We start from the raw sequence: 19,072 nt of genomic DNA, 5'->3' as shown, positions 1-19,072 counted from the left end.
GTGATCGTGGGAATCGTGCCACACCCGCGGCGGGCCTGCGATACTGCCCGCGTGCCGCCCTTCGAGACCGTCGCCGCGTACGTACCTCCCGGAGTCGGCATGCTCGCCGTCGGCATCGTGGCCGAGGTGTTCGGCCCGCACGGGGAGGGGTTCCCCGGCTTCGACTTCGCCCTGTGCGCCGACCGCCCGGGGCCCGTACCCACCGATCTCGGCGTACCGCTCTCGGTGGCGCACGGCCTGGACCGACTGGCCGGCGCCGATCTGGTGATCGCCCTGCCGGGGGCCGGATTCCGTACGCCGCCCGGGCCGGCCGTGCTCGACGCGCTGGCGGCGGCCCACGAGCGGGGCGCCCTGGTCGCGGCCCACTGCGTCGGCACGTTCGCGCTCGCCGCCGCCGGGCTCCTCGACGGCCTGCGGGCCACCACCCACTGGCGGTTCGCCGGACTGCTGGCGGGCCGGCACCCGGAGGTGACCGTCGACCCCGACGCCCTGTACGTCGACGAGGGGCGGATCGTCACGGGCGCGGGCGCCGCGGCCGGCTTCGACCTGTGCCTGCACCTGCTGCGGCGGGAGCACGGCGCCGCGACCGCCAACGCCGTCGCCCGGGACATGGTGCTGCCCTCGCACCGCGACGGCGGCCAGGCCCAGTACCTGGCCGCCCCCGTCCCCGGGGACGGCCACGACGAGCGGCTCGCCGAGGTCCTCGCGTGGGCGCGGGAGAACCTCCACGAGCCTCTCCCCGTCGCGGAACTGGCCCGGCGCGCCGTGATGAGCAAGCGCTCCTTCGCCCGCCGCTTCGCCGCCGCGACCGGCACCACCCCGCACGCCTGGCTGCGGAGCCTGCGGCTGAGCGCCGCCGAGGAACTGCTGGAGACCACGGACCTGCCCGTCGAGGAGGTCGCCCGCCGGGTCGGGTACGGGAGCGCGGCCGTCCTGCGCGAACAGTTCGTGCGCCGCCGGGGAGTTCCGCCGCGCTCCTACCGGCGTTCCTTCAGCCGCACTCCCTGAGGGAGGGTCACGGCTTCGGCAGGGCGCAGCCCGGCCGGTTCAGGTCGATCTGGTTGCCCGCGCCGATGCAGGGCACCAGGGTGTAGGTCTGCTGGGCGTAGTTGATGCCCCGGCGGACCGTCACGTTCCCGCTCTGGTCCACTTCGCAGGGGTTGTTGTCCGTGCAGCGCCCGCCGTCCTCGTTGCCGGTGTTGTTGACGGCGACGACCTTGCCCGTGGCGGTGTCGATCACGGGCGAGCCGGAGGTGCCGCCGATGGTGTTGCAGGACGAGGTGTAGCGGACCGAGTCCTTCCAGGTCCAGGCCCCCTCCTTGAGGCGGTACGCGAACCCGTCGACGTTGCAGCTGTAGGTCCGCTTCCAGTACCCGGACACCACCTTGATCGCCGAGCCCTGCGCCGGGCGGGCGTCGTCGAGGGTGAGCGCGGAGATGCCGTACCGGCTCTGGATCTGCGCGTACGTGGTGGTCAGTTGGTACAGGGAGACGTCCGTGTCGGTCATCGTCCCGTACGCGATCTTCCCGGCGCGGAGCGTCGCGACCTTGGAGCCGGACGCGTTGAGCAGGGAGAACGAGCGGGAGGAGGAGCGGTTCACGAGGACCTCGCCGGCGGCGGGGAAACCGGTCTCCAGGCAGTGCCCGTTGGAGAGGACGAGTGCGGGGTCGTCGGGCAGGGAGGCGGGGGTGCGCACGACGGAGCCGGAGCAGTTGCTGAGCGCGACCGTGCCCGCGTAGGTGACCGCGACGGCCCGCCCGGGCGCGGCCCGTTCCGTGTCCTGCGCCGAGGCCGCGGCGGGTGTCGCCGCCGCTCCGGCCAGGAGGACGGAGAGCAGGGCGGCGGCGAGAGGCTTGTTCATGTGGGGGTTCCCCTCTGATGACGATGCGACCGAAGATCCTTCGGTGGTGCTTGTCATGTGCATTGTCATTGCCTCGGGAGCCAACCCACAAGAGGGCGTGGCGCGTTGCGGAATCTGACGGTCCGCAAGACGCCGGCACCCCTCGCACCCCTACCCGCCCAACCCCCCACGAGCCGGACGGCGGTGTCCATAGCGGTGCACTTGGACCACCGCCCCAACCTGCCCCGAGAGCAACCCCGCCCGGCCGGTACCCTGCGGTGCCCCCGACGACGGGGGACGTGAATTTCCGCTCAGGAGGACCCATGGCCATCAAGAAGGCCACGATCCAGCAGCAGGTGGCAGAAGCCCTCGCAGAGGCCAACCCCGCCGACCGGCCCATCGTCACGATCCAGGCCGTCGCCGGCCCGAGCGTGTGGCTGATGAGCATGCTCGGCCTCATCGGCCAGGCGTTCCTCACCTACTACTTCGTCACCGTGACGGAGCAGGCCGTGGTGCTCCACCGGGCCAGCCGGATGAGCAACCGGCCGCAGGAGATCGTCTTCGCGATACCGCCGAACGAAGCCGTCGGCGCCGTCAGCGACGTCAAGCGCAACGCCATCTGGAGCTCCTTCCGCCTCCAGCTCCCCGGCCAGGCCACCCCGACGCGCATGAACGTGCACCGCACGTGGCGCAACGAGATGGACCAGCTGCTCGGCCTCCTGACGGGTCAGAGCCAGCCCGCCGCCCAGTAACGCGGGCCACCGACTGACAACCACGGGTTGACACCCTTCGGGGTGTCAACCTAGGGTTGCCTCCATGACGAACCCTCCCGTGGAACCCGTTCGCATGACCAACCCGGTACGCCTCGACGACCTCATCGAGGCCATCAAGAAGGTCCACACCGACACCCTGGAGCAGCTCAGCGGCGCCGTCGTCGTCGCCGAGTCCCTCGGTGACGTGGCCGACCACCTGATCGGCCACTTCGTGGACCAGGCCCGCCGCTCCGGCGCCTCCTGGACCGACATCGGCCGCAGCATGGGCGTCACCCGCCAGGCCGCCCAGAAGCGTTTCGTCCCCAAGGCGGACAAGGAGGGCGAGCCCGGCCTCGACCCCAACGAGGGCTTCGGCCGCTTCACCCCCCGCGCCCGCAACGTCGTCGTGACCGCCCAGAACGAGGCCCGCGCCGCCGGCAACACCGAGATCCGCACCGAGCACCTGCTCCTCGGCCTGCTGTCCGAGCCCGACGGCCTCGCGGTCCGCGCGCTCACCGCCCAGGGGATCGCGGCGGACGACGTGCGCACCGCGGCGACCGCCACCCTGCCCCCGGCCGCGGGCTCCGTCCCCGACCTCGTCCCCTTCGACGCCTCCTCGAAGAAGGCCCTGGAGCTCACCTTCCGCGAGGCCCTGCGCCTCGGCCACAACTACGTCGGCACCGAGCACGTCCTGCTCGCGCTCCTGGAACTGGAGCACGGCACCGGTCCGCTCAGCGGCCTCGGCGTGAGCAAGGACGCCGTCGAGTCCTGGGTCACCGACGCCTTGGCAGCCGTACTCGCCGCCCCGGACGAGAACGGGCGGTAGACGCGTCCGCGTGCTCCGTCAGCGCGTACCGCTTCACGTACGCGCCGAGGAACGCCTGCAGCGTGGCGACGGCCGGGATCGCGATGAGCGCACCGACCGCGCCCAGCAGGGCGGTCCCCGCGACGACCGACCCGAAGGCCACCGCCGGATGGATGTCGACGGTCTTCGAGGTCAGCTTGGGCTGGAGGACGTAGTTCTCGAACTGCTGGTAGACCACCACGAACCCGAGTACGTACAGCGCGTACCAGGGGTTGACCGTGAAGGCGATCAGCATCGGCAGCGCGCCCGCCAGGTAGGTGCCGATGGTGGGGATGAACTGGGAGACCAGCCCCACCCACACCGCCAGGGCGGGCGCGTACGGGATGTCGAGGAACACGAACAGCACGTAGTGCGCGACCCCGGAGATCAGCGCCATCAGCCCGCGCGAGTACAGGTAGCCGCCCGTCTTGGCGACGGCGATCTCCCAGGCGCGCAGCACCTCCCCCTGCTTGGCGGGCGGCAGTACGGAGCACAGCGCGCGCCGCAGCCGCGGGCCGTCGGCGGCGAAGTAGAAGGAGAACAGCCCGACCGTCAGGAGACGGAAGAGCCCGCCGATCACCGTCGTGGACACGTCGAGCACCCCGCTCGCGCTGTTCTGCACGTACTTCTGGAGCCAGTCGGAGTGCAGCAGGCTGTCCTGGATCTCCAGCCGGGACAGCTCGGTGTGGAAGGTGTCGTTGATCGACTTGATCACCGAGTCGAGGTAGCGCGGGAAGCCCTCCACCATGGCGACGATCTGCCCCGCGAGCATCGAGCCGAGCAGGGCGAGGAAGCCCGCGGAGAAGACGAACACCCCGAGGAACACCAGGAAGGTGGCGAGCCCGCGGCGCATGCCGCGCGCCGCCATCCTGGCCACGGCCGGTTCGACCGCGAGCGCGAGGAAGAACGCGATCAGGACGTTGACCAGCAGCCCGATCAGCTGGTGGAAGGCCCAGCTGCCCAGCTGGAAACAAGCCACGAGCGCCAGGACGAGGACCACCGCGCGCGGCAGCCAGCGCGGCATCCGCGCGTCCGCACCCGCCGGTGCGGCGGGCGGACCGCCCGGGCCGCCCGGGTCGGCCGGCCAGGGCCGCGCGCCGGGGTCACCGGGCGTCCCGCCGGCCGGCGCGCCCGTCACGGGCGCCGCCTCGGGGGCGTCTGCGGGCTGGTCGGTCGTCTCGTCTGTGGCTGCCACGCCGCCAAGTCTGGCCCACCGGCCACCCGTACGACGAAGCGGCGGCCCGGCGGCGCCCCGTCAGCGCAGCGCGGCGGGCACGTCCATGGCCGAACACACCGCGCGCCACACGTCCTTGGCCTCCCAGCCCGCGTCGAGCGCCTGGTGGACGGTGCGCCCGCCCAGTTCCGTCATGACGTGGTCCCGTGCGAAGGAGTCCGCGTAGCCGGCACCGAAGTGCTCGGCCATCCGCTCCCAGAAAATCGTCAACCGCATGCCTCCAGTATCCCGCTCCGGAGAGTGCACCCGCCCCGTTCGTGCCCTGCGGCCGCGCCCCCGCGCCCTACGGTGTCACGCATGCCTGGAGACGAAGCTTCCACGCCGGCCCCGTCGGGCCCACCGGCCCCACAGGCCGCACGAGCCCCGCAGAGCCCGTCCGCGGCTCAGGCCCCACAAGCCCCGCAGACACAGCTGACCGAGGGGACCGGGGGGACGGAGCGGATCCAGCCCTCCCCGCAGGCGCCGCTGGCCCGCGCCGAGCAGTTCATCTGGCTCACGGCCCGGGTCCTGGAGCAGCGGCGGTTCGCCTTCCACTTCCTCGGCGGGGAGGCCGACCCGGTGGACGCCGCCCTCGGCGCGTACCTGGGCGGTGACGGCGGCTACGGGCACGGCCTCGACCCCGATCTGCGCGGCCCCCTGAGCCAGCCGCTGCACACCGCGCACGCCCTGCGGATCCTCGACGGCCTCGGCCGCTGCGCGGGACAGCGCATCGAGCGGCTCTGCCGCCACCTGACCCGGGTCTCCACCCCGGACGGGGCGCTCCCGCTGGTCTTCCCGGCGCCGCTCGACTACCCCACCGCGCCCTACCATCCGGTGCGCGACGATCCGCCGGGCGAGCTGCTGACCACGGGGCCGGTCGTCGGGCTGCTGCACCGCAACCGGATCTGGCACGCCTGGCTGTTCCGGGCCACGGACTTCTGCTGGGACCGGGTCGAGACCCTGCGCCACTCGCACCCGTACGAGGTCCAGAGCGCGGTGGCCTTCCTGGACGGCGCGCCCGACCGGGCCCGGGCGGCGGCCGCCGCGGACCGGCTGGGCCGGCTGGTGCGCGAGCAGCGGCTGGTGGTGCTGGACCCGGCCCGGCGCGCGGAGTACCCGCTCGCGGCCGGGTACGCGCCGGACGAGCGGCTGTTCCCGTACGACTACGCGCGGCGCCCGGAGTCGCTGGCCCGGAGCTGGTTCACGGACGAGGAGATGCGGCGCTCGCTGGACTTCCTCGCCGCGCAGCAGCGGCCGGACGGTGGCTGGCCGGTGCTGCGCCGGGCCTGGGCGCCGGGCAGCTCACTGGAGCGGCGGCCGATCGCCACCCTGGAGGCCCTGCTGACGTTGCGGGCGTACGGCCGGCCGGTCGCCGGGGTCAGCCTCCCAGAGCCCGCACGCCCGCGGTGACCGCGACGGCGGCGCCGACCACGACGAGGAAGGGGGCGCGCAGCAGCAGCGCGGCTCCGGCGGCGGCCAGCCCGGCGGCCCGGGCGTCGAGGACGAGCTCGTGCCCGGTGCTGAAGGTCTGCTGGGCGGTGAGCGCGGCCAGCAGCGCGACCGGCAGCAGTGCGGCGAGCCGGCGCACCAGGGGCTTCTCCAGCGCCCCGGCGGGGACGAGCAGTCCGGCGAGCTTGACGGCGTAGCAGCCGACGACGGTGATCCCGATGGCGATCCAGACGTTCACGAGCGGCGTCCCTTCAGCCACAGTACGGCGGGGGCGGCCAGCGCCGCGATCAGTACCGGCACCCCGGAGGGCAGGACGGGCAGGAAGCCCAGTCCGAGCACGACGGCGAGCGCGGCGACGGCCCGCTCGGTGCCCGTCTTCAGCATCGGCGCGAGGAGGGCGAGGAACACGGCGGGCCCGGCGGCGTCGAGCCCCCACGCGGCGGTGTCCCCGATGGCCTCGGCGCCCAGCGCCCCGAGGAAGGTGGTGAGGTTCCACAGGAGGTACAGGGTGATCCCGGTGACGGTGAAGCCGAGCCGCGCCGACTTCCGGTCGGGCTGGGCCAGCGCGACGGCGGTGGTCTCGTCGATCACCCAGTGCGCGGCGAACGGGCGCACGGCGCGGGGCAGCGCGAGGAGCTGCGACAGCCGCAGCCCGTAGAAGGCGTTGCGGGTCCCGAGGAAGAAGGCCCCGGCGGCCGCGGTGAAGGGGTTGCCGCCCGCGGCCAGGGCTCCGACCAGTGCGAACTGCGAGGCGCCGGTGAAGACGAGCAGGCTCAGCACGCAGGCCTGGAGCAGGCTGATCCCGGCTCCGGCGGCGGTCACCCCGAACGCGAACCCGGACAGGCCGACGGCCACTCCGACCCCGAGCGCGTCCCGTACGACGGCCGCGCGCGGGCGTCCGTCGTCGACCCCCTCGGGGGTCTCCTGCATCACCATCCGATGTTCTCCCACGCCCCGAAGGTACGCAGGCCGGAGCGGGCCGGTCTTGTACGTTCTTGCACGTCCGGCCCGGTCCGGGCGCCCGCTATCCGGGGGCCCGCTCCCGCCGGTACGCGCCCGGCGTGACCCCCACGATGCGGGTGAAGTGCCGGTTCAGGTGCGGCTGGTCGGTGAAGCCCACGGCGACGGCCGCCTCCGCCGGCGCCGTCCCCGCGTCCAGGAGCAGGCGCGCCCGCCGGACGCGGGCGTCGGTCAGCCAGGTGTGGGGCGGCATGCCGAAGCGGGCGCGGAAGGCCCGCAGCAGGGCGAAGGGGCTGGTGCCCAGCTCCGCCGCGAGCTGCTCCAGCGACGGGGGCCCCGCCATCCGCTCCTCCAGGACGGCCCGGGCCCGCTCGGCGTCGGCGGCGCCCGCCCGGCGCGGCGTACGGGCGGGCAGCGGGCCCGCGTGCCGGGTGAGCATGCGGGCCACGACGCCGCGCAGGAGGGTGTCGGCGGCCAGGGCGTTGCCCTCCTCGGCGGCCCGGTGGACCTCGGTGATCGCCCGCGAGCCCGGGAGGTCGGCGACCAGGTCGGCGGTGAAGCCGGGGGTTCCGCGCAGGGCGCCGATCTCGGCGGCGACGTCGGTGATCAGGCCGCGGGAGGGGTAGAGGGTGGCGTACGCCCAGCCTTCGGGGACCCCGGCCCGCGCGGTGTGCGCGACCTCGGGGTTGATCAGGACGACGCTGCCCGGGCCGGCCCGCAGGGTGCCGCCGGGCAGGCCGATCTCCTCGATGCCCCCGGTGACGGCGGCGATCACGTAACCGTCGTGGGCGTGGCGGGGGAAGGTGTGGCGCACGTAGTGGGCGCGCAGCAGGTCCAGCCCGGGCAGTTCCGCGTACTGCCAGTGCCGGGCCCACTCCCCGCGTCCCTCGTCCGACCCCATCTCCCCATTTTGCGCCCGGGCGGGCCGGGGCGTTCTCGCAGGTCCGGCCGTATGTCAGTGCCGGGGTGCACGATGGGGGCATGTCCGGCTCCGCGCTCGCCTCGTTCTCGCCCGCGACCCGCTCCTGGTTCACGGGTGCCTTCCGTACGCCCACCGCCGCGCAGGAGGGTGCCTGGCGGGCGATCGGGGAGGGGTCGGACGTGCTGGTGGTGGCGCCCACCGGCTCCGGCAAGACCCTGGCCGCCTTCCTCGCCGCCCTCGACCAGCTGGCCTCGACACCGCCGCCCGCCGAGCCGAAGAAGCGCTGCCGCGTCCTGTACGTGTCCCCGCTGAAGGCCCTCGCCGTCGACGTCGAGCGGAACCTGCGCAGCCCGCTGACCGGGATCCGGCAGGAGTCGGCCCGCCTCGGCCTGCCCGAGCCGGAGATCCGCGTGGGGATCCGGTCGGGGGACACCCCGCCGGCCGAGCGGCGCGCGCTGGCCACCCGGCCCCCGGACATCCTGATCACCACGCCCGAGTCCCTGTTCCTGATGCTGACCTCGGCGGCCCGCGAGGCCCTGGCCGGCATCGAGACGGTGATCCTGGACGAGGTGCACGCCGTCGCCGGGACCAAGCGGGGCGCCCACCTGGCCCTGTCCCTGGAGCGGCTGGACGAGCTGCTGCCGCGCCCCGCGCGCCGCATCGGGCTGTCGGCGACGGTCCGGCCGGTGGAGGAGGTGGCCCGGTACCTCGCGCCGCGCGGCCGGGTGGAGATCGTGCAGCCGCCGTCCGACAAGGAGTTCGACCTGTCGGTGGTCGTACCGGTGCAGGACATGGGCGAGCTGGGCGGCTCCCCCGCCACGGACGGCAAGGAGGGCGGCGACAAACCGTCAATCTGGCCGCATGTGGAGGAGCGGATCGCGGACCTCGTGCAGGCCCACCGCTCGACGATCGTGTTCGCCAACTCCCGCCGCCTCGCGGAGCGGCTCTGCAACCGGCTCAACGAGATCGCCCACGAGCGGGCGACCGGCGAGCCCCTGCCGGAAGGCGCTACCCCGGCCGAGGTCATGGCCCAGTCGGGGGCGGCCCGCGGTGCCCCGCCGCTGCTGGCCCGCGCGCACCACGGCTCGGTGTCCAAGGAGCAGCGGGCGCTGGTCGAGGAGGACCTGAAGGCGGGCCGGCTGCCCGCCGTGGTCGCCACCTCCAGCCTCGAACTGGGCATCGACATGGGCGCGGTGGACCTGGTGGTCCAGGTGGAGTCACCGCCCTCGGTGGCCTCCGGGCTCCAGCGCGTCGGCCGCGCCGGCCACCAGGTGGGCGCGGTCTCCACGGGCGTGGTCTTCCCCAAGTACCGGGGCGACCTGGTGCAGGCCGCCGTGGTGACGGAGCGGATGCGCACCGGCTCCATCGAGGCCCTGCGGATCCCCTCCAACCCGCTCGACGTCCTCGCGCAGCAGCTCGTCGCGATGACCGCGATGGACACCTGGCAGCTGGACGACCTGCTGGCCCTGGTGCGGCGGGCGGCGCCGTTCGCCGCGCTGCCCGAGTCCGCGTTCACGGCGGTGCTGGACATGCTGGCGGGCCGCTACCCGTCGGACGCGTTCGCCGAGCTGAGACCCCGCGTGGTGTGGGACCGGGTGGCGGGGACGATCACGGGCCGCCCCGGGGCCCAGCGCCTGGCGGTCACCTCCGGCGGCACCATCCCCGACCGGGGCCTGTTCGGGGTCTTCCTCGCGGGCAGCGCCGCGTCCGAGGGGAAGGGCCGGAAGGGCGGCGGCCGGGTCGGGGAGCTCGACGAGGAGATGGTCTACGAGTCCCGCGTGGGCGACGTGTTCACCCTGGGCACCACCTCCTGGCGCATCGAGGACATCACCCGCGACCAGGTCCTGGTCACCCCCGCGCCGGGCGTGCCGGGCCGGCTGCCGTTCTGGAAGGGCGACCAGCTGGGCCGCCCCCTCGAACTGGGCCGTGCGGTCGGCGCGTTCCTGCGCGAGCTCGGCGCCCTGAGCGACGAGGACGCCCGGCTGCGGCTGCTGGCGGCCGGCCTGGACGCCTGGGCCGCGGAGAACGTCCTCGCGTACCTCGCCGAACAGCGCGAGGCCTGCGGCCACGTACCGGACGACCGGACCATCGTCGTCGAACGCTTCCGCGACGAACTGGGCGACTGGCGGGTCGTGGTCCACTCCCCCTTCGGCGCCCAGGTGCACGCCCCGTGGGCGCTGGCCCTCGGCGCCCGCCTCGCCGAGAAGTACGGCATGGACGCCCAGGTGATGCACGCCGACGACGGCATCGTGCTGCGCCTGCCGGACGCCGACCTGCTGTCCATGGACCTCCTCGACCACGACCCGGCGCACACCGGCTCCTTCGGGTTCGACGACGACCAGCCCCCGCTGGGCGCCGCCGACGTCGCCTTCGACCAGGGCGAGATCAACGGGATCGTCACCGACCAGGTCGGCGGATCCGCCCTGTTCGCCTCCCGCTTCCGCGAGTGCGCGGCCCGCGCGCTGCTGCTGCCGCGCCGCAGTCCGGGCAAGCGCACCCCCCTGTGGCAGCAGCGCCAGCGCGCCTCGCAACTGCTCCAGGTCGCCTCGGAGTTCGGCTCCTTCCCGATCGTGCTGGAAGCCGTGCGCGAATGCCTCCAGGACGTGTTCGACGTACCGGGCCTGACCGAGCTGATGGGCGACATCGAGGCCCGCCGCGTGCGCATGGTGGAGGTGACCACCCCCGAGCCCTCCCCCTTCGCCCGTTCCCTCCTGTTCGGGTACGTCGCCCAGTTCCTCTACGAGGGCGACTCGCCGCTGGCCGAACGCAGGGCGGCGGCGCTGTCGCTGGACTCCCGGCTGCTGGCCGAGCTGCTCGGCCAGGCGGAGCTGCGCGAGCTGCTGGATGCGCGGGTACTGGAGGAACTGGAGGCGGAGCTCCAGTGGCTGACGCCGGACCGGCGGGCCAAGGACGCCGAGTCGGTGGCCGACCTGCTGCGCCTGCTGGGCCCCCTGACCGACGCCGAACTGGCCGAACGCGGCGCGGAACCGGCCTGGGCCCGCGAACTCGGCGCCGCCCGCCGCGCGGTGTGCGTACGCATCGCGGGCGCGGACCACTGGGCGGCGATCGAGGACGCGGGCCGGCTGCGGGACGCCCTGGGCACCGCCCTCCCCGTCGGGGTCCCCGAGGCCTTCACGGAACCGGTCAAGGACCCCCTCGGCGACCTCCTCGCCCGGTACGCCCGTACCCACGGCCCCTTCACCACCGCCACCGTCGCGGCCCGGCTGGGTCTGGGCACGGCGGTGACCGACGGCGCCCTGCACCGGCTCGCGGCGGCGGGCCGGCTGGTCCAGGGCGAGTTCCATCCGGCGGGCATCGGCCAGGAGTGGTGCGACGCGACCGTGCTGCGCCGGCTGCGCCGCCGCTCCCTCGCGGCGCTCCGCCAGGAACTGGAGCCGGTCCCGCCCACCTCGCTGGCCACCTTCCTCCCCCAGTGGCAGCACCTGGGCGGGGCCCTGCGCGGCATCGACGGCCTCGCCCGCGCCGTCGAGCAGCTGCAGGGGGCCTCGGTCCCGGCCTCGGCGCTGGAGCGGCTGATCCTGCCCTCCCGCGTCACCGGGTACTCCCCCACCCTGCTCGACGAGCTCACCACGACCGGGGAGGTGGTCTGGGCCGGCGCGGGAGCCCTGCCCGGCAAGGACGGCTGGGTCTCCCTCTACCTGGCGGACGCGGCTCCGCTCCTGCTCCCCGCACCGCACCCGCTGGAACTCGGCGAGCTCCACCAGGCCGTCCTCGACGCCCTCTCGGGGGGCTACGGGCTCTTCTTCCGCCAGCTCGGCCAGTCCGTCCGGGCCCGCCACCCCGAGGCCTCCGACCCGGAGCTCGCCGCGGCCGTCTGGGACCTGGCATGGTCGGGCCGGCTCACGAACGACACCCTGGCCCCGCTGCGCGCCCTGCTGGGCTCCGGCCGGACGGCCGGCGCGACCGCGCACCGGGCCCGCCGCACCGTCCCGCGCGGCCGCTACGGCACGCTCGGCGCCACCGTCTCCCGTACGGGCCCGCCGACGGTCTCGGGCCGCTGGTCGCTGCTGCCCGCGGCCGCCCCCGACCCGACCCACCGGGCCCACGCCCTGGCCCGCACCCTGCTGGACCGGCACGGGGTCGTCACCCGGGGCGCGGTGGCGGCGGAGGGCGTGGAGGGCGGCTTCAGCGCGGTCTACCGGGTCCTGTCCGCGTTCGAGGACAGCGGCCAGGCCCGCCGGGGGTACGTGGTGGAGGGGCTGGGCGCGGCCCAGTTCGCGATGGACGGAGCCGTGGACCGGCTCCGGGCCGCCGAGCGCACCCCGCCCCCGCTGGCGGCGGTGGTCCTGGCCGCCGCCGATCCGGCGAACGCGTACGGGGCGGCCCTGCCCTGGCCCGAGCCGCCGGCCGGCGCCACGCACAAGCCGGGCCGCAAGGCGGGTTCCCTGGTGGTCCTGGTCGACGGGGAGCTCGTCCTGTACCTGGAGCGCGGCGGCAAGACCCTGCTGGCGTGGCCCGAGGCCGGTGACCCGCGGCTCGCGGCGGCCACGGCGGCGCTGGTGGCGGCGTCCCGCGCGGGCACCCTTCCGGCGCTCACGGTGGAGCGCGTCAATGCCGCACCCGCCCTGACCTCCCTCCTGGGCCGGGACCTGGAAACGGCCGGCTTCCACGCCACCCCGAGGGGGCTGCGCCTGCGCACCTGAGGACTCGGTCCGGTCTCGACTGTGCCGCCCATGTTCTGGCCATGTCACGAAACTGCTGCCGACCGCCGCTGAGCTGGCACGGGCACTTATCCGTGCTTTATCAAGATGATCACAGCACCGCACGGGCGGTGCACCGTCATGGGGGACATGAACAGTGAGCACCATCAGCATGCGCGGAACCACCCTGGGCGCGGTCGGCCTGGCGGTCGCCGGCACCCTGGCCCTGACCGGCTGCAAGAACGGCAACGAGGAGCTTCCCGCGGCGCAGCCGAGCGCTCCGGCCGCCCAGTCCTCGCAGCCGTCCGAGCCCTCGGCCCAGCCCAGCACCCCGAGCGCCCCGAGCTCCTCGGCCGCCGCCGGCGACGCCCCCGCCCCGGGAGCGAACGGCACGGCCAAGTCGGGCCAGGTCTTCAAGATCGGCGAGGCCGCGCAGGTCCCGTTCAACTACGGCAGCACCAAGGGCGGCCAGATCGCCATCACCGTCACCGCGATCGAGCAGGGCAACCCGGCCGACCTGGAACCGCTGAAGCTCGGCGACAAGGTGAAGGGGATGATCCCCTACTACGTCCGCTACTCGGTCAAGAACACCGGCACGGTCGACCTGTCGCACACCTCCGTGGGCCACATCAAGGGCCTGCTCGCGGACGGCAGCGAGGCGCAGGGCGTGTCGATCATCGGCAAGTTCGAGAAGTGCCCGAACGAGTCCCTGCCGAAGGGCTTCACCAACGGCCAGACGCAGACCAGCTGCGCCCTGGCCCTCGCCCCGTCGGCCCAGACGAAGGTCACCGCCGCCCAGTACTGGGGCGAGCCCTACAACATCCTGAGCAAGAACAAGGAACTCGTCTGGAAGTAGGAACCACCCCCTCGCGGAACCCCCTGCGCGGCCCTGCGCCCCAGGGGGTTCCCGCGTCCGCCCACCTCCCCGCCACCCACCCGCACCCCGCCCGGCGGAACCCACGGCCCCGGAGAACACCTCAGTCCGGCCGGCCCACCCACGCGAATCGGCATGCGACCGCCGGCCTGCACCACGCACCCCAGCCGCCCCGGCAGCCGCCCCCGCGGCAGCCGACCCGCGCGACAATGGCCCCATGCCCGAAGGAGACAGCGTCCACCGCGCGGCGAGCCGCCTCCACGCCGCCCTCGCCGGGAAGCCGCTGACCGTCAGCGACCTGCGCGTGCCCCGCTTCGCCACCGCCGACCTCACCGGCCGCACCACCCTGGACGTCACCCCGCGCGGCAAGCACCTCCTCACCCGCCTCGAAGGCGGCCTCACCCTGCACAGCCACCTCCGCATGGACGGCGCCTGGCACGTCTTCGCCCCCGGCGAGAAGTGGCGCGGCGGCCCCGCGTACGAGATCCGCGCGGTCCTCGGCACCGCCGACGCCACCGCCGTCGGCTACCGCCTGCCCGTCCTGGAACTGCTCCGCACCGCCGACGAGGACCGCGTCGTCGGCCACCTCGGCCCGGACCTCCTCGGTCCCGGCTGGGACGCCGCCGTCGCCGCCGCCAACCTCCTGGCGGACCCCGCCCGCCCCCTCGGCGAGGCCCTGCTCGACCAGCGCAACCTGGCGGGCATCGGCAACATCTACAAGGCCGAGCTCTGCTTCCTGGCCCAGGTCAGTCCCTGGACCCCGGTCGGCGCGCTCCCCGACCCCGAGACCACCCTCCCCCGCCTCGCGGCCGCCGCGCACCGCCTGCTGGCCGCCAACACCGGGGAGAACGGACGCCGCAGCACCACCGGCAGCCGCCTCCGGGGCCGGGAGCTGTTCGTCTACGGCCGCGCCCGCCGCCCCTGCCTGCGCTGCGGCACGCCCGTCCGCGAGGCCCCGCAGGACGACCGCCCCACGTATTGGTGCCCCCGCTGCCAGCCCGGACCCGCCCCGTCCGCCGGGGCCCGTCCACGGCCGCACACCCCCACCGGTTGACGCCCCGTCAGATCCACTCGTACGGTCCCTGCATGCCCACACCCGCCATCGCGCACGACCTCACCGGCCGCACCGCCTTCGTCACGGGGGCCGCCAGCGGCATAGGCCGCGCCACCGCCGTGCTCCTCGCCCGGGCGGGCGCGGCCGTGCACTGCGCGGACCGCGACGCGCACGGCCTCGCCGCGACGACGGCCCTGATCGCCGCGGCCGGCGGATCCGCCCGCGCGCACCCCCTCGACGTCACCGACCGCGCCGCCCTGCGGGCCGCCGTCGCCGCGGCCGGGCCGCTCGACGTCGTCGCCGCGATCGCCGGGGTCATGCACACCAGCAGCGTCCTGGAGACCAGCGACGAGGACCTCGACCGGGTCCTGGACGTCAACTTCAAGGGTGTCCTGCGCACCTGCCAGGAGGGCGTCCGGGCCATGATCGCCGCCGGCCGGCCCGGGTCGGTGATCACCATGGCCTCCGGGGCCGTGGACGCGGCCCAGCCCGGGCTCCTCTGCTACAGCGCGGCCAAGGCGGCCGTGGTCCAGCTGACGAAGACCCTCGCCACCGAGAGCGGCCCGCACGGCATCCGCGTCAACGCCGTCGCCCCCGGCTGGATCCGCACCCCCATGACCGGCCGGCACAGCGCCGAGGTCCTTGAGCGGACCGAGGCGGCGATGGTGCGGATGTCCCCGCTCGGCCGGGTCGGCGAGCCCGAGGACATCGCCCAGGCCGTGCTCTACCTGGCCTGCGACGCCTCGTCCTTCATGACGGGCCAGATCCTTCGCCCGAACGGTGGAGTGTCGATGCCCTGGTAGCCCCGGCGGCGGCCCCCGCCGTCCGGTCCCGCCTCGGTACCGGTCCGCGCGCGCAGTGCACCGGCAGCAGCCCCAGCCCCCAGCCGCCCACCGCCACCGCGCCCTCCACGGGCCCGGACTCGGACGGCGCCAGCGCCAGCCGCAGGACGGCCCACCACCACAGCACGCCCATCGCCAGGGCGAGGGGTATGAGCAACCGCCGCACGGCCACCTCCCAGCGGGCCGGGTCCCGGACGGGCCCATCCTCCCGCACCGCCCCGCCGCCCGCACCCAGAACACCCCGTCACGGACCCCACCGCCACGCCCCCCGAACGGCAAGGAGCCCCGGCCGGTGCTTCACGCACCACCCGGGGCTCCCGCCACGCTCACATGCTGTACAGGCTCAAGCGGCTACGACGTTCACCGCTTCCACGGGTGCCTTGATGGTCACCCGCTCCGGGCCCGTGACCGAGGCCACGGAGACGGAATTGAGCATCGGGCGCACCGGTGCCGGCACCGGTTCGCTTGCAGCTGCCGACTGCGCAAGCTCGGCCAGCGACAGCTCGTCGCTGACTTCGCGCATCAGCTCGGACATCCGTACGTCCAGCGCGTCGCAGATCGCGGAGAGCAGCTCGGAGGATGCCTCCTTCTGCCCCCGCTCCACCTCGGAGAGATAGCCGAGCGAAACTCGGGCGGACGAGGAGACTTCGCGCAGAGTACGGCCCTGGCGCTGGCGCTGCCGACGCAGCACGTCACCCAGCAGGCGACGGAGCAGAATCATCGGTGGCTCCCTCCTCTGACCGTGTAGCCGTAACCTTCACGCCCCACCGTACCGCCTCGCGCCGCGGCCGTGCGGGGAGCGATGTCGTGTTCACTCAGGGCTGCAAACATCAAATCCCCCCTTCTGTTCCGTATCCTGCCCCCGCAGATTCTCGCGGAGTTCGCTCGAGAGGAGTTCGAGCACTGTCCGTGCACTCTCCCTACGAATTTCCTCACGGGAGCCGTTCAACCGCAGCCGGGCCGTTTTCCTGCCCCCCGGACCCGCCACGGCGATGAAGACGGTGCCCACCGGCTGCCCGTCCTGAGGGTCCGGACCGGCCACTCCGGTCGTCGCGATCCCCCACGAAGCGCCCAGGACGCGCCGTACCCCGTCGGCCATCTCCTGCGCGACCTGCGCGTTCACCGCGCCTTCGGCCGCGAGCAGCCCCGCGTCCACTCCGAGGACGAGATGTTTGAGTTCCGTGGCGTAGGCCGTGACCGAGCCGCGGAAGGAGCGGGAGGCGCCGGGCACCGCCGTGAGCTCGGCGGCCACCATCCCTCCGGTCAGGGACTCGGCGACGGCGACCGTCTGGTCACTCTCCGCGAGCAGCCGCAGTACGTCCTCGGCCACACCGGCGGTGCCTTCCGCCGCGCGCGCGGCCTCCGGCACGTCCCCCGCCCCGTTCGTCACTTCGAGGCCCGCTCCGCGGCCAGTCCAGCGCGGCGCAGGACGACGGCCTGCCGGATGTAATCCAAACCGGTGACGACGGTCAGCACGACGGCGACCGCCATCACCCAGAACCGCAGGGTCGCCAGCGGCCCGGTGAGTGCGAGGACGTACATGCCGACGGCCGTGCCCTGGGCGAGGGTCTTCAGCTTGCCGCCGCGGCTCGCCGGGATCACGCCGTAGCGGATGACCCAGAAACGCATGAGCGTGATCCCGAGTTCCCGTCCGAGGATCACCCCGGTCACCCACCAGGGCAGGTCACCGAGCCAGGAGAGACAGATGAGCGCCGAGCCCATGATCGCCTTGTCGGCGATGGGGTCGGCGATCTTCCCGAAGTCCGTGACCAGGTTGTAGGTCCGTGCGAGGTGGCCGTCGAAGATGTCCGTGATCATGGCGACCGCGAAGGCCGCCCACGCCCAGGCCCGCCAGACGGGGTCGTATCCCCCGTCGGCGAGCAGCAGCATGACGAATCCCGGCACGAGGACGAGCCGGATCATCGTCAGGATGTTGGCGATGTTCCACAGGCTGGCCTGGTTGACGGCCGCAGTCCCGAGCTTGGTGCCGGGCGCGGGCCGGCGGCCGGTCCCGCCCGCCGCCGATGCCGGGACTCCGGTCATCCGGCCGCCTCCTCAAATTCCATGCCCAGGGGCTCGGCCACCAGGTCGACGCCGAGGGTGCCGACCACCTTTGCCGTGACGATACGCCCGGGGACCAGGCCCGTGCCGTCGGTGAAGACGACCTGGCCGTCGGTCTCGGGAGCCTGGTGGGCGGCGCGCCCGTAGGCGCCCTCGCCCTCCTCGGCCTCGTCCAGCGGCACGACCGTCTCGACGAGCACCTCCAGGGTCTCCCCGATCCGCTCCTCCGCGCGCTGCGAGGTGAGCTCCTCGGCGAGCCGCTGCATGTGCGCGAGCCGCTCGGCGATGGTCTCCTCGTCCAGCTTGCCGTCGTACGTGACGGCCTCGGTGCCGTCCTCGTCGGAGTAGCCGAAGACGCCGATGGCGTCGAGGCGGGCGTGGGTGAGGAAACGCTCCAGCTCGGCGAAGTCCGACTCCTTCTCGCCGGGGAAGCCGACGATGAAGTTGGACCGGACGCCGGCCTGCGGGGCCTTGGAGCGGATGGTGTCCAGCAGCTCCAGGAAGCGGTCGGTGTCCCCGAAGCGGCGCATGGCGCGCAGCACGTCGGGGGCCGAGTGCTGGAAGGACAGGTCGAAGTACGGGACGACCTTGGGGGTCGAGGTCAGTACCTCGATCAGGCCGGGCCGCATCTCGGCGGGCTGGAGGTAGCTGACGCGGACGCGCTCGATGCCGTCGACGGCGGCGAGCTCCGGCAGCAGGGTCTCCAGCAGCCGGATGTCGCCGAGGTCCTTGCCGTAGGACGTGTTGTTCTCGGAGACCAGCATGATCTCCTTGACGCCCTGCTCGGCGAGCCAGCGCGTCTCGCCCAGCACGTCGCTGGGGCGGCGGGAGATGAAGGAGCCGCGGAAGGACGGGATGGCGCAGAAGGAGCAGCGGCGGTCGCAGCCGGAGGCCAGCTTGACCGAGGCGACGGGGCTCTTGTCGAGCCGGCGGCGCAGGGGTGCGCGCGGTCCGGAGGCGGGGGCGAGCCCCTCGGGCAGGTCGGCGGGCGCCTCGGCGACCGGCTCCTGCGCGTGGCCGGGCAGGGCCACCTCGGCTTCCTGACGGGCGGCCGGGCTGATCGGCAGCAGCTTGCGCCGGTCGCGCGGGGTGTGGGAGGCGTGGATGCCGCCGTTCAGAATGGTCTGGAGGCGGTCGGAGATGTCGGCGTAGTCGTCGAAACCGAGGACTCCGTCGGCCTCGGGGAGCGCTTCGGCGAGTTCCTTGCCGTAGCGCTCGGCCATACAGCCGACGGCGACGACGGCCTGGGTCTTGCCGTGATCCTTGAGATCGTTGGCTTCCAGCAGGGCGTCTACGGAGTCCTTCTTGGCGGCTTCGACGAAGCCGCAGGTGTTGACGACGGCTACGTCCGCGTCGGCGGCGTCCTCGACGAGCTCCCAGCCATCCGCCGCCAAGCGGCCTGCGAGCTCCTCCGAGTCCACCTCGTTACGGGCGCAGCCAAGAGTGACAAGGGCGACGGTACGGCGTTCGGGCATGGACTCAAGACTACTTCGTCCCGGCGCCGGCCCCCGCCTCACGTCCCGGCACGAGAAGATCCCCGGGGCCGGCGGCGGATGCCGCGCGACGTCCCGGGGATCTGGAATTTCTTATTCCGTGCTGG

19 protein-coding genes are annotated in these 19,072 nt (G+C 73.9%); 8 read left to right on the top strand and 11 right to left on the bottom strand.

Annotation, left to right across the window (positions count from 1 at the left end; genetic code table 11):
* The first annotated feature begins 99 nt into the window (after positions 1–99).
* Positions 100–1,008, top strand: a complete 909-nt coding sequence (locus ABZZ17_RS10605; protein ID WP_356874394.1) for a helix-turn-helix domain-containing protein — start codon at positions 100–102, stop codon at positions 1,006–1,008.
* Positions 1,009–1,015: 7 nt separating this feature from the next.
* On the opposite strand, the gene ABZZ17_RS10600 is transcribed toward ABZZ17_RS10605, so the two are convergent.
* Entirely contained in the window at positions 1,016–1,861 is an 846-nt protein-coding gene (locus ABZZ17_RS10600) for a serine protease (protein WP_356874202.1), read from the bottom strand.
* Positions 1,862–2,163: 302 nt separating this feature from the next.
* Here ABZZ17_RS10600 and ABZZ17_RS10595 point away from each other — a divergent pair, with 302 nt between their 5' ends.
* Together ABZZ17_RS10595 and ABZZ17_RS10590 are read left to right on the top strand one after the other, a co-directional pair.
* Positions 2,164–2,592: a hypothetical protein gene (locus ABZZ17_RS10595; protein ID WP_356874200.1), complete on the top strand. Its 429-nt coding sequence runs from the start codon at positions 2,164–2,166 to the stop codon at positions 2,590–2,592.
* 64 nt (positions 2,593–2,656) lie between these two features.
* Entirely contained in the window at positions 2,657–3,418 is a 762-nt protein-coding gene (locus ABZZ17_RS10590; protein WP_356874198.1) for a Clp protease N-terminal domain-containing protein, read from the top strand.
* On the opposite strand, the gene ABZZ17_RS10585 is transcribed toward ABZZ17_RS10590, so the two are convergent.
* Together ABZZ17_RS10585 and ABZZ17_RS10580 are read right to left on the bottom strand one after the other, a co-directional pair.
* Positions 3,366–4,460, bottom strand: coding sequence for an AI-2E family transporter (locus ABZZ17_RS10585; protein ID WP_356874392.1), 1,095 nt, complete (start codon positions 4,458–4,460; stop codon positions 3,366–3,368). The genes ABZZ17_RS10590 and ABZZ17_RS10585 overlap by 53 nt on opposite strands.
* Before the next feature lie 231 nt (positions 4,461–4,691).
* Positions 4,692–4,886, bottom strand: coding sequence for a DUF3046 domain-containing protein (locus tag ABZZ17_RS10580; protein ID WP_073777283.1), 195 nt, complete (start codon positions 4,884–4,886; stop codon positions 4,692–4,694).
* Between the two features lie 81 nt (positions 4,887–4,967).
* Here ABZZ17_RS10580 and ABZZ17_RS10575 point away from each other — a divergent pair, with 81 nt between their 5' ends.
* Entirely contained in the window at positions 4,968–6,059 is a 1,092-nt protein-coding gene (locus ABZZ17_RS10575) for a hypothetical protein (RefSeq protein WP_356874196.1), read from the top strand.
* Here the strand turns inward: ABZZ17_RS10575 and ABZZ17_RS10570 are convergent.
* The 3 genes from ABZZ17_RS10570 to ABZZ17_RS10560 all read right to left on the bottom strand — a co-directional run bounded on the left by ABZZ17_RS10570 (position 6,028) and on the right by ABZZ17_RS10560 (position 7,959).
* Positions 6,028–6,336 (bottom strand): AzlD domain-containing protein, encoded by a 309-nt coding sequence (locus ABZZ17_RS10570; RefSeq protein WP_356874194.1) that lies wholly within the window; start codon positions 6,334–6,336, stop codon positions 6,028–6,030. The two genes, ABZZ17_RS10575 and ABZZ17_RS10570, sit on opposite strands and share 32 nt — an antisense overlap.
* Positions 6,333–7,034, bottom strand: coding sequence for an AzlC family ABC transporter permease (locus ABZZ17_RS10565; RefSeq protein WP_356874390.1), 702 nt, complete (start codon positions 7,032–7,034; stop codon positions 6,333–6,335). Before ABZZ17_RS10565 ends, ABZZ17_RS10570 begins: the two co-directional genes overlap by 4 nt.
* An 88-nt stretch (positions 7,035–7,122) precedes the next feature.
* Positions 7,123–7,959, bottom strand: coding sequence for an AraC family transcriptional regulator (locus tag ABZZ17_RS10560; protein WP_356874192.1), 837 nt, complete (start codon positions 7,957–7,959; stop codon positions 7,123–7,125).
* 80 nt (positions 7,960–8,039) lie between these two features.
* On the opposite strand from ABZZ17_RS10560, the gene ABZZ17_RS10555 reads away from it, so the two are divergent.
* From ABZZ17_RS10555 to ABZZ17_RS10540, 4 genes are all read left to right on the top strand, one after another.
* Entirely contained in the window at positions 8,040–12,644 is a 4,605-nt protein-coding gene (locus ABZZ17_RS10555) for an ATP-dependent helicase (protein ID WP_356874190.1), read from the top strand.
* A gap of 154 nt (positions 12,645–12,798) precedes the next feature.
* Entirely contained in the window at positions 12,799–13,497 is a 699-nt protein-coding gene (locus ABZZ17_RS10550) for a hypothetical protein (protein ID WP_356874188.1), read from the top strand.
* A gap of 235 nt (positions 13,498–13,732) precedes the next feature.
* Complete coding sequence (locus tag ABZZ17_RS10545; protein WP_356874186.1) at positions 13,733–14,569, top strand: DNA-formamidopyrimidine glycosylase family protein; 837 nt, start codon at positions 13,733–13,735, stop codon at positions 14,567–14,569.
* Positions 14,570–14,601: 32 nt separating this feature from the next.
* Positions 14,602–15,372 carry an SDR family NAD(P)-dependent oxidoreductase gene (locus ABZZ17_RS10540; protein WP_356874184.1) on the top strand — a complete coding sequence of 257 codons (771 nt, stop codon included), beginning with the start codon at positions 14,602–14,604 and terminating at the stop codon, positions 15,370–15,372.
* Here the strand turns inward: ABZZ17_RS10540 and ABZZ17_RS10535 are convergent.
* The 5 genes from ABZZ17_RS10535 to rimO all read right to left on the bottom strand — a co-directional run bounded on the left by ABZZ17_RS10535 (position 15,320) and on the right by rimO (position 18,947).
* The gene (locus tag ABZZ17_RS10535) at positions 15,320–15,544 is read right to left on the bottom strand and encodes a hypothetical protein (protein WP_356874388.1); all 225 of its coding nucleotides are present in this window, start codon (positions 15,542–15,544) and stop codon (positions 15,320–15,322) included. The genes ABZZ17_RS10540 and ABZZ17_RS10535 overlap by 53 nt on opposite strands.
* Before the next feature lie 210 nt (positions 15,545–15,754).
* Complete coding sequence (locus ABZZ17_RS10530; RefSeq protein ID WP_281208997.1) at positions 15,755–16,132, bottom strand: helix-turn-helix transcriptional regulator; 378 nt, start codon at positions 16,130–16,132, stop codon at positions 15,755–15,757.
* 90 nt (positions 16,133–16,222) lie between these two features.
* Positions 16,223–16,741, bottom strand: coding sequence for a CinA family protein (locus ABZZ17_RS10525; protein ID WP_356874386.1), 519 nt, complete (start codon positions 16,739–16,741; stop codon positions 16,223–16,225).
* Between the two features lie 56 nt (positions 16,742–16,797).
* A complete protein-coding gene (gene pgsA, locus ABZZ17_RS10520) occupies positions 16,798–17,454 on the bottom strand; it encodes a CDP-diacylglycerol--glycerol-3-phosphate 3-phosphatidyltransferase (protein ID WP_356874182.1) in 657 nt (218 codons plus the stop codon).
* Complete coding sequence (gene rimO / locus ABZZ17_RS10515) at positions 17,451–18,947, bottom strand: 30S ribosomal protein S12 methylthiotransferase RimO (protein ID WP_356874180.1); 1,497 nt, start codon at positions 18,945–18,947, stop codon at positions 17,451–17,453. The genes pgsA and rimO overlap by 4 nt, the downstream gene beginning before the upstream one ends.
* Positions 18,948–19,072 lie beyond the last annotated feature (125 nt).

Source organism: Streptomyces sp. NPDC006512 (assembly GCF_040611935.1).
Classification (GTDB): Bacteria; Actinomycetota; Actinomycetes; order Streptomycetales; family Streptomycetaceae; genus Streptomyces.
This window is presented reverse-complemented; position numbering and strand designations above follow the sequence as displayed.